Source organism: Sporosarcina koreensis (genome assembly GCF_001531445.1).
GTDB classification, from domain to species: domain Bacteria; phylum Bacillota; class Bacilli; order Bacillales_A; family Planococcaceae; genus Sporosarcina; species Sporosarcina koreensis_C.
Window position 1 is genome coordinate 111,562 of sequence record NZ_LQYA01000203.1, and the last position, 9,376, is coordinate 120,937.

The 9,376-nt window shown below is 41.9% G+C and carries 12 protein-coding genes and 1 tRNA gene; 10 read left to right on the forward strand and 3 right to left on the reverse strand.

Annotation, left to right across the window (positions count from 1 at the left end; genetic code table 11):
* The 4 genes from AWV70_RS19365 to qoxD all read left to right on the forward strand — a co-directional run.
* A partial coding sequence (locus AWV70_RS19365) for a cytochrome aa3 quinol oxidase subunit II (protein WP_235588767.1) occupies positions 1-695 on the forward strand: 695 nt, incomplete at its 5' end.
* A gap of 58 nt (positions 696-753) precedes the next feature.
* On the forward strand, positions 754-2,712 hold the full coding sequence (gene qoxB / locus AWV70_RS19370) for a cytochrome aa3 quinol oxidase subunit I (RefSeq protein WP_060210168.1): 1,959 nt from the start codon (positions 754-756) through the stop codon (positions 2,710-2,712).
* Positions 2,699-3,295, forward strand: a complete 597-nt coding sequence (qoxC, locus tag AWV70_RS19375) for a cytochrome aa3 quinol oxidase subunit III (RefSeq protein WP_060210169.1) — start codon at positions 2,699-2,701, stop codon at positions 3,293-3,295. The genes qoxB and qoxC overlap by 14 nt, the downstream gene beginning before the upstream one ends.
* Before the next feature lies 1 nt (position 3,296).
* Positions 3,297-3,578: a cytochrome aa3 quinol oxidase subunit IV gene (gene qoxD, locus AWV70_RS19380; protein ID WP_060210170.1), complete on the forward strand. Its 282-nt coding sequence runs from the start codon at positions 3,297-3,299 to the stop codon at positions 3,576-3,578.
* Positions 3,579-3,692: 114 nt separating this feature from the next.
* Here qoxD and AWV70_RS19385 read toward each other — a convergent pair whose 3' ends face one another.
* Entirely contained in the window at positions 3,693-3,926 is a 234-nt protein-coding gene (locus tag AWV70_RS19385) for a hypothetical protein (RefSeq protein WP_060210171.1), read from the reverse strand.
* 210 nt (positions 3,927-4,136) lie between these two features.
* Here AWV70_RS19385 and AWV70_RS19390 point away from each other — a divergent pair, with 210 nt between their 5' ends.
* The 4 genes from AWV70_RS19390 (at position 4,137) to AWV70_RS19405 (ending at position 6,088) form a co-directional block, all read left to right on the forward strand.
* Positions 4,137-4,379 (forward strand): hypothetical protein, encoded by a 243-nt coding sequence (locus AWV70_RS19390; protein ID WP_060210172.1) that lies wholly within the window; start codon positions 4,137-4,139, stop codon positions 4,377-4,379.
* Between the two features lie 328 nt (positions 4,380-4,707).
* On the forward strand, positions 4,708-5,238 hold the full coding sequence (locus AWV70_RS19395) for a YwhD family protein (RefSeq protein ID WP_306464407.1): 531 nt from the start codon (positions 4,708-4,710) through the stop codon (positions 5,236-5,238).
* Between the two features lie 112 nt (positions 5,239-5,350).
* Positions 5,351-5,827, forward strand: a complete 477-nt coding sequence (locus AWV70_RS19400) for a DUF1189 family protein (RefSeq protein ID WP_060210173.1) — start codon at positions 5,351-5,353, stop codon at positions 5,825-5,827.
* 21 nt (positions 5,828-5,848) lie between these two features.
* Entirely contained in the window at positions 5,849-6,088 is a 240-nt protein-coding gene (locus AWV70_RS19405) for an indolepyruvate ferredoxin oxidoreductase subunit alpha (protein ID WP_060210174.1), read from the forward strand.
* 344 nt (positions 6,089-6,432) lie between these two features.
* Here the strand turns inward: AWV70_RS19405 and AWV70_RS19410 are convergent.
* Positions 6,433-6,505: transfer RNA gene (locus tag AWV70_RS19410), tRNA-Val, on the reverse strand.
* A gap of 126 nt (positions 6,506-6,631) precedes the next feature.
* Here AWV70_RS19410 and AWV70_RS19415 point away from each other — a divergent pair.
* Positions 6,632-7,480, forward strand: a complete 849-nt coding sequence (locus AWV70_RS19415; protein WP_060210175.1) for a DNA-3-methyladenine glycosylase family protein — start codon at positions 6,632-6,634, stop codon at positions 7,478-7,480.
* Between the two features lie 43 nt (positions 7,481-7,523).
* Here AWV70_RS19415 and AWV70_RS24220 read toward each other — a convergent pair whose 3' ends face one another.
* Positions 7,524-7,682 carry a hypothetical protein gene (locus tag AWV70_RS24220; RefSeq protein WP_201024409.1) on the reverse strand — a complete coding sequence of 53 codons (159 nt, stop codon included), beginning with the start codon at positions 7,680-7,682 and terminating at the stop codon, positions 7,524-7,526.
* A 345-nt stretch (positions 7,683-8,027) separates the two neighbouring features.
* Here AWV70_RS24220 and AWV70_RS19420 point away from each other — a divergent pair.
* The coding region (locus tag AWV70_RS19420; protein ID WP_414714853.1) for an aldehyde dehydrogenase at positions 8,028-9,376 on the forward strand (1,349 nt) is incomplete at its 3' end.

A 9,376-nucleotide genomic window follows, 5' to 3' on the forward strand; every position in this document is an offset into this window, starting at 1 on the left:
GTGAGGATTATGAACCGCCGCATATCGAAGGGAATCCGGTTGTAGAAGCGATCATCGTCGGAATCCCGGTTATCATCATCATTTTCCTTTCCATCGTTACGGTTAAATCGAATTATGCAGTTGAGGCGACTCCGAAAGGGTATGAAGATCAGAAGCCTCTAGTCGTCTACGCTTCATCTTCTGACTGGAAATGGCATTTCAGTTATCCGGAAGAAAATATTGAAACAGTAAACTATTTATATATTCCGACGGATAGAGCGTTGGAATTTAGACTTTACTCATACGGTCCGATCACAAGCTTCTGGATTCCTCAACTCGGCGGACAAAAATATGCAATGTCGGACATGATCACCACATTACATTTAGCTGCCGAAGTCCCTGGTGAATATATGGGAAGAAATGCGAACTTCAGCGGGAAAGGCTTCGCTGAAAACATTTTCCATGTGGAAGCAATGCCGGCAGAGGAATTCGATAAATGGGTGGAAGAAGTAAAATCGACTGCTGAGCCTCTGACAGAAGAAAAATTTACTGAATTGCTAAAACCTGGGCATCTAGGGCAAATGACGTTCAGTGGAACACACTTGGATTTCTTGCCGCCGCCTGAAGGTCATAACCATGGGTCTAGCCAGTCTGACGAACATCATTCCGAAGACGATCATGCCAACATGGAAATGGATCATTCGGACCGTAAATAAAATTTCCTAGTTTCATCTACCTGTCACGAAATAATTTTCCGAAAGGAGTACTACAAGTATGGATTACTTTGATCGATTTGCCATACCTCATCCAAGTCCTGCAATTTACGCATCTATGGTTGCCATTGGTCTAACCGTGATTGCGATTCTCGTGGGCTTAACTTATTTTAAAAAATGGGGTTATTTATGGCGTGAATGGTTGACAACTGTTGACCATAAACGTATCGGTATCATGTATCTTATCGCCGCATTGCTCATGTTATTCCGAGGTGGAGTAGATGCGTTGATGATGCGGGCGCAAACTGCTGTGCCTGACAACAAACTGTTGGATGCCCAACATTACAATGAAGTTTTCACGACCCACGGGGTTGTAATGATTATCTTTATGGCGATGCCGTTTATTTATGCGCTCATGAACTTCGTTGTGCCATTACAAATCGGGGCGCGCGATGTAGCATTTCCTCGTTTGAATGCACTCAGTTTCTGGTTGTTCTTTATGGGAGCAATGTTATTCAATATTTCATTCGTTATCGGTGGTTCTCCTGACGCAGGTTGGACTTCGTATTTTCCGCTTGCAGGAAATGACTTCAGTCAATCTGTCGGAACGAATTACTATTTGATGTCGATTCAAATTGCCGGAATTGGTACGTTGATTTCGGGTATTAATTTCATTGCAACAATCTTTAAGATGAGAGCGCCAGGTATGAAATTAATGAAAATGCCAATGTTCACTTGGACAGCACTCATCACGAATGCGATTGTCGTTTTCGCATTCCCAGTCCTGACAGTTACACTTTTGTTAGGAACAATGGACCGTCTATTTGGTACACATATCTTCTCGATGACAAATGGCGGTATGGATATGCTTTGGGCGAACCTGTTCTGGGTTTGGGGCCATCCGGAAGTGTATATCTTGATCCTGCCAGCATTCGGTATTTACAGTGAAATCATTTCAACGTTTTCACAGCGTAACCTATACGGCTATAAATCGATGGTCGCTTCAATTGTGATCATTTCATTCTTCTCTTTCTTAGTGTGGACGCACCATTTCTTCACAATGGGGCAAGGACCATTAACGAATAGTATTTTCTCCATTACGACAATGGCGATTGCGATTCCAACAGGAATTAAGATCTTCAACTGGCTGTTGACGATGAGGAAAGGGAAAATCAAATTTACAGTTCCGATGCTGTATTCTGTAGGGTTCATCCCGATCTTCACAATCGGTGGGGTAACTGGGGTTATGCTCGGTATGGCAAGTGCCGATTATCAATATCATAATACGATGTTCTTGGTCGCTCACTTCCATTACACGATTATACCAGGTGTTGTATTCGCGATGCTTGCTGGTCTAACGTATTGGTGGCCAAAAATGTTCGGTTTCATGCTCAATGAACGAATCGGGAAATGGGCATTCTGGTTTATCGCAATCGGCTTCAACGTCACATTCTTCCCGATGTTCTTCACGGGCTTGGATGGTCAAGCGCGCCGGATGTACACGTACTCTGAAGCATCTGGATTTGGTCTGTTGAATATGCTTTCCTTCGTAGGGGCAGTTGGTCTTGCGATCGGGTTCGCGATAATCGTCTATAACGTTTATTACAGTACGCGCCATTCTTCAAGAAATATCGGTTCCGATCCGTGGAATGCACGTACACTTGAATGGGCGACACAGACTCCAGTTCAATCGTATAACTTTGCACGGACGCCTCAGGTCGACTCCATTGAAGCGTTCTGGGATCATAAGAAAAAAGGTAAGCCGTTATTCAAAGGGAAAATTGAAAAGATTCATATGCCGAATAATAGTGGAGTGCCGTTTATCATGAGTTGTATTTTCTTCGTGTGGGGCTTCTCGTTCGTATTTAGCATGTGGATTCCAGCAATCATTACCACGATTGCAATCTTTGCATGCATGGCTCACCGATCATTTGAAAAAGACGACGGACATTACATTTCCGTCAAAGAAATTGAAGCAACAGAAAAAGATAGCGAGGTGTTAGCAAATGAAAGTAGATAACTCGCTTCCACTTGAATATGGCACAGAACAGAATAAGTTGAACATACTCGGTTTCTGGATTTTCCTTGGGGCTGAAGTGATGTTGTTTGCGACGCTTTTTGCAACTTACTTTACATTGGAGAATCGGACGGGGAACGGACCGGCTGGTGCGGAGATTTTCGAACTCACGCCGGTGCTCATTGAGACGATATTGTTGTTAACAAGTAGTTTTACAATCGGTCTAGGCGTACATGCTATGCGACTCGGTAGAAAAAATGCGATGATTACATTCTTTTCCATCACGTTGCTTCTCGGTCTAGCATTCTTGGGTGTGGAAATTTATGAGTTCACGCATTATGCCAGTATTGGTGCTGGCCTTCAAGTAAGTGCATTCACTGGCATACTTTTGACGACGTTAGGGACGCATGGTGCCCACGTAACACTTGGTCTCTTCTGGGGACTATTCATCATCATGCAAGTGAAAAAGCGTGGTTTGACGCCTGAAACGGCTAATAAATCATTCATCTTCTCGCTTTACTGGCATTTCTTAGATGTCGTCTGGATCTTCATCTTCAGCTTCATCTACTTGAAAGGAATGATGTAAAATGAGTGAACTATTCCCTCGTAAACAAGTAATGGGATTTGTCTTTTCACTAGTTCTGACTGCGGCAGCACTGACTGTCTACTTCATGGATGTTTCATTTGCAGTAGGAATGACGATCCTTTTAGCTACGGCATTCATCCAAGCTGGAGTTCAACTTGTAGGCTTTATGCATGCAGGTGAGTCGGAAGACAAAGTGGCGATCTACGCAAATATCTATTACGGAATTGCAATTGCACTCGTCACCATCTTTGGAACGTTGTTAATCTTAGTCTGGGATATGTAAGCGAACAAAAGCGTAGGGCGCTTGCTCAGATTCGACGAGCATCTGACGCACGGGAGCCTAGACGGAAAATCTTTAATAGGAAAGGAGCGCCTCTGTGGACGCTCCTTTCTTTTTTTAATGAATACTCCGCATCCCTTTATCTGTCTTTTCCAGCATTTCTTCCGTTGCTACAAAGAAGACCCCCATTAGGAAGATGAAAATGGCGCCCATAACAGTCCCAATCCCAATGCCTGTGATTGCACTGTAATCGCTTACAAAAAAACCGTACAAGAAAATGGAGATTCCGATGGCAAGTACTGTGATGCCGACAACTTTAACTGCATTCAATATTTTAAATTTGGTTTCCATTACCAACACCCCTTTTCTATATTATTTACCTTGTTCACAAAGTTGTCAAACTAATTTTTTGGAATTTTTTTAAGACGATGTGCTTTTGAATAAAAAAGAACAGCTTCTGTGGTTATAGCCTAGATAGGATACTATAGAAGTGAAGGGCATCGCTTGTAGGGAAGTCTCCTCTTTTGTAGAATGGTAAAAAGAGGGGGAGGGGGATTAGAAATGATGAATGAAGAAATAAAAAAATTATCAGATGTACTTTTGCAAAGTCTGTATGATTATCACTTTGTTACTAACGGAGGACATTATCAATTACCTAAAGCGATGTTAGATGCCGACGTAAATAGTAAAATAGCCATTGATTACCTTATCGAAGCGGGATATGCGACAGATAGCGGGGAAGGCTCGGATCATCTAGTTTTAGGGATAACGACGCAAGGAATAGATTATATAAAGCATATATAAGTGCATTCGTGTTGAAATAGACAAAGGAGCGTTCACACAGACGCTCCTTTTAATCGTCTGATGAACTCTTTCCTAAGCGATACGATAAAATTGCAGTTGATTCTTTGATTGTCTATTTTATCATCGGAGGACAACTCGGTTGACTTCTGTTGGTTGCTTACCCTATTATCATGATAGACACTTTATATACTAATAGGTTTAAAAAGTATGGAAAGTGAATGAAGTTTACGAAAGAGGCAACAAGAAGATGCAGGTCTGGATAGACTTGGTTAGTCGTAGAGGTCGTTCGGTCCCTTATCTTGTCTGTCATAAAGGAGGAAAAACATCATTGACGGAACGAAAAAAAGAGCAGAAAATGACATTTACAATCCTAAGCGGCGATCCTACCGACGGTGATGGAGGATTCGGTATCGGTTCAATCAGCCTGGATAATATGACACCCCTAATTATTGATCCTGAAAGGAATGATGTTTATATTGACATGGAAGCATTGCACGCAAAAAGCAAAATAGAAAAAAAGGTCCGCTTTCAGCCAGACAAAGAGCATGCAGGACCAAATCCAAATCTATATTGGATTGTATGGCTCACCCTTCAAAACGGCGGATCTGGCCCTTATTATTTGGGTGCAACTGCTTGCGAGGTATTAGTATCAAGGGAAGAACGGCGTATAAAGCTTGGATATAAGTCGCTGCCTGAACATGTAAATAATATGGATAAGTCGCTGAAAGGGAAGTTTATTCTATCACATATGGACAGGAAATCATTAGTTTTATTGAGTAACTACCTAAAGGATTATGATGAAGGATATTATGAGCGTTCGAGTGAGGAATTGAAGAAACAGCTACTGTTTAGAGAGTGAGAGTGCAAGAAATCACCGTTACTTTATTACTCAAGAAGGGTGAGGGCATTCCTGCTAAAATTCCAGTAAAATAATTGCATTCTAACAGGGATTTGCAGTGGAGGTTAAACGCATGGGGTTAGTACATACATTAAAAATCAACCTATTACTGCCAGTCAAACGTAACTATTTCCAACTGAATCGGATTAAAACGAGAGACTTTTTCATCTATATAATTTTCCTTCATCTGTTGATTTCATTACCGAATGGGATACGGCTCGTCAGCAATTCCGTGAGAAATGGTGATTTTGCAAAAGAAGCTTTATTGATCTTGTTTGTTTATCCGCTGTTCATCATCCTTTTAGGAATTAGCGGAATTTCATTTCTCGCATTAGTTGGTATGATAATGAAAGCAGTTGCCAAAAGGAAGTTGGTCTATCAACTTTTATGGAAAATGACTGTTTATTCATTAACTTATCCTGTTATGCTCTATGCCTTTTTTGACCTGCTTGGCATAAGGCATGGCGTTGTCAATTTAGTAGGGTTGATCATATTTATAACCATTTTCCTGAATATTGTCCTAGCCTATCCGAAAATTAAGAAGACGTAGATTATGAGAGGGGTTTACAGAATGTCATTTGTTATAACATCAGCATGCATACATGAACAAGCGGGGATTTGCGTGGAAGTTTGTCCAGTTGATTGTATCGTTTTTGGAGAAGACCAATTTCTAATCGATCCTAATCGATGTATTGATTGTGGTGCTTGTGAGACAGTTTGTCCGGTCGAGGCCATCTATTTTGAAGAAGAGGTCCCTTCAAAGGAATCTGCATCCATCCTAAAGGCAAGAGAATTCTTTGGGGTTGCATAACGAGTTGTTTGGAAATGAAAGAAGAAATTAATCATATTACAACCCCGCTGTTACTATACCTAGAACAGTGGGGTTTTGTTTACGAGAACGGCTACGCCATTACAGGACATAATTTATCAAAAAGTCGGGTGAATACATAATATGAGTTTTCGGCTATTTCATCGTGTTTTGGTGCGTTGTATTTATAAGCCTAATGGAAATAGACGATTCTTGAATGTATGCGGACAGTTCGCAGACGTTTGGTGAAAAACCACAAAAAAACAGCCCCTAGGCATCCGGCCTAATAGGGCTGTTTCTGGAGAAGGTTGTTGTTCCGACAACCTTCCTACGGGTTTGGCACCCAATGATTCCGACTGGGCTCGAACCAGCGACCTCTACCCTGTCAAGGTAGCGCTCTCCCAGCTGAGCTACGGAATCGGGAAATGAGTAACTTGCTTACTGCACATTTATTATTATAGCGGATTTGCCATAGAAGTCAACACTATTTCTAAAAGTTTTTTATAAGCACGAAAAAAAGGTAGAATATGAAGAAAAGAGGTGATTATGATCGATACACAGTTTTCGATTCCATTTGCTTATGACTTTGATAGGGCGCTTGAAAGGTTGGCGTCAGATCCAGTGAATGCAGTCTACTTGGAAAAGAGGGAAGTCCGAATCCCAATGGAAGAAGGGAACATCATTACACTTCGTGGAATAGGTTCTACAGAATCGCCTTCGTTTGTGTTGGAAAATAGCATGGATGACGGACAAGCTGATAAAATCAAATCCATTTTTCATTTCGATCGACCGTTGGATGCGATTGCAAATCATTTCGAGGGAACCGATCTTGAACAGCTATTCATTGAACATGCCGGTACGCCGCTCATCCAAAGTTTTTCGCTCTATGGCACTTTAATGAAGAATATCATTCATCAGCAGTTGAATCTGGCATTTTCACATGTTTTGACAATGCGATTTGTTGAATCTTTTGGTTCGAACCAGGATGGTGTTTGGAGATATCCGAATCCGGAGACGGTTGCTGCTCTAAAAGTGGATGATTTACGGAAGCTGCAATTCAGCGGAAGGAAAGCGGATTATGTTATCGGTTTGTCGCGTTCGATTGTGGACGGGAATTTAGATTTAATAAAGTTTTCGAAGATGGATGATGAAGAGGTGACAAGGGAGATGGTGGCCTATCGCGGAATCGGTCCGTGGACAGCCCAGAATTTCCTCATGTTTGGATTAGGCCGGCCGAATTTATTTCCGTTAGCGGACATCGGTCTTCAGAATGCATTGAAACGATTATGGAATCTCGATCGCAAACCGACTGCTGATGAAATGCTTGCATATTTTCCGACATGGTCGCCATATTTAAGCTATGCTGCGTTGTATCTGTGGAGAAGTATCGAATAACCAAGCGAAAAAAACTTCCCCGCTGAGAGGGAAGCTAGGTCAATTAATGTGTATGTGTTTGGTTGGTATCATGTTCCATTTCAAGTTCATGGTCAAAGTAGAGGAAAGTTTCATTATCGAGGTCCGTGATGCGCTCCTTGTTGAGACCTAATGAAAGATTCCCTTCAAAAATTGTTTCCCACCAAGTTTCTGTCGTTGTCATGTTTATTTCCTCCATTTCATTCATTTGTCGTTTGTGGCTATGTGATATGTCTTTACCCGCGAATGAGAGGCGCTAAAACGCGTGCAATTGAAAAAGAATCGTTAGACCTATTGCTTGTTGACTTGTTACATAAGTCATTTTTCATTGATTTTTAAAGCGAATGCAGTGAAATACCAGGAACAAAATCATGAATCATGTAATCATAGTATATGTTGGCGTTCATTTCGCCAAACTGCGTAATTGGTCGGAATTTGACGAAATGAATTCAGTTCTTTTGCTATATTGACAATTTGTTTTATTGAAGGGAGAAGGATGTTCGTGGAAATTGCTCAAAAAATCGATTCAATGATCGCTTTTCAGCGAAATTTCTTTTATTCCGGAATGACGAAAGATGTTAAATTCCGGCTGGACATGTTGGAGCGCCTTAAAAAAGCAATCCTGTTAAAAGAAGAGGAAATCTATGAAGCTTTGCAGAAAGATTTGAGGAAAAGTCAGTTTGAAGCGCATGTGACTGAGGTTGGATTCGTATTATCGAGTATTTCCTTCATGATGAAGCATATAAAGGAGTGGATGGAGCCGGAATCTGTGAAAACACCCGCACATCTGCAACCGGCGAAAAGCTTCATCGTTCAGGAGCCATATGGATCTGTGTTGATCATTGGGCCGTTCAATTATCCGTTTCAATTAGTAATGGATCCGTTAGTTGGTGCCATAGCAGCAGGGAACTGTGCAGTCGTGAAACCATCTGAAGCAGCAGTGCATACAGCGAAAATCGTAAAGGATATTTTAACAGAAATTTATCCACAGGATTTTGTACAAGTCGTCGAAGGCGGAGTCGAAGAAACCTCTGCGCTTATCCATGCGCCGTTCGATTATATCTTTTTCACAGGAAGCGCCACTGTAGGGAAAATCGTCATGAAGGCAGCTGCGGAGCGCCTGACGCCGGTGACATTGGAGCTTGGTGGAAAAAGTCCAGCTATCGTCGATCAGACGGCGAATGTGAAAAGGGCAGCGGAACGGATTGTGTGGGGGAAATTCGTGAATAACGGACAAACTTGTGTTGCTCCTGACTATGTCCTTGTGCATGAGACGGTGAAGAAAAAGCTCTTGAAGGAAATCATCAACTGCATACAAGACTTCTATGGAGAAGACAGCATGGACAGCCCGGATTATGGAAGGATTGTCAATGGAAAGCATTTTGATCGACTCATTGAAGTGTTAAATAAAGAAAAGGGCAACATTGTATTTGGCGGAAAGTCGAATCGTGATGATCTATATATAAGCCCAACGCTATTGGATGGCGTTTTATGGGATAGTCCCGCAATGGAGGATGAAATATTCGGCCCGATTCTTCCGATGTTGTCGTATCAAAATTATGGGGAGGTTATTCATCGTATCCGCCAAATGCCAAAACCGTTAGCCGCCTATCTGTTTTCTGAAAACGAACAAGCACAGGAATATTTCCTGGAAAATCTTTCGTTTGGCGGAGGCTGTATTAATGATACGATCAGCCACGTCGGAAATATCCATCTGCCTTTCGGTGGAGTCGGAGCGTCCGGTATGAATGCCTATCACGGGAAAGCGAGCTTTGATCTGTTCACCCACTCTAAATCAATTTTAAAGAAAAGCACAAAATTGCCGGTCCGTCTTGGATACCCGCCGTATGGTAATAAACTGGCGGTTGTAAAAACTCT

Excerpts from the sequence above, each read along its gene's own strand:
- AWV70_RS24220 (WP_201024409.1), bottom strand. The coding sequence starts at position 7,682 with ATGACAACGACAGAAACTTGGTGGGAAACAATTTTTGAAGGGAATCTT.
- AWV70_RS19385 (WP_060210171.1), bottom strand. The coding sequence starts at position 3,926 with ATGGAAACCAAATTTAAAATATTGAATGCAGTTAAAGTTGTCGGCATC.
- AWV70_RS19415 (WP_060210175.1), top strand. The coding sequence starts at position 6,632 with ATGATCGATACACAGTTTTCGATTCCATTTGCTTATGACTTTGATAGG.
- AWV70_RS19390 (WP_060210172.1), top strand. The coding sequence starts at position 4,137 with ATGATGAATGAAGAAATAAAAAAATTATCAGATGTACTTTTGCAAAGT.
- AWV70_RS19400 (WP_060210173.1), top strand. The coding sequence starts at position 5,351 with ATGGGGTTAGTACATACATTAAAAATCAACCTATTACTGCCAGTCAAA.
- AWV70_RS19405 (WP_060210174.1), top strand. The coding sequence starts at position 5,849 with ATGTCATTTGTTATAACATCAGCATGCATACATGAACAAGCGGGGATT.
- qoxC (WP_060210169.1), top strand. The coding sequence starts at position 2,699 with ATGAAAGTAGATAACTCGCTTCCACTTGAATATGGCACAGAACAGAAT.
- qoxB (WP_060210168.1), top strand. The coding sequence starts at position 754 with ATGGATTACTTTGATCGATTTGCCATACCTCATCCAAGTCCTGCAATT.
- qoxD (WP_060210170.1), top strand. The coding sequence starts at position 3,297 with ATGAGTGAACTATTCCCTCGTAAACAAGTAATGGGATTTGTCTTTTCA.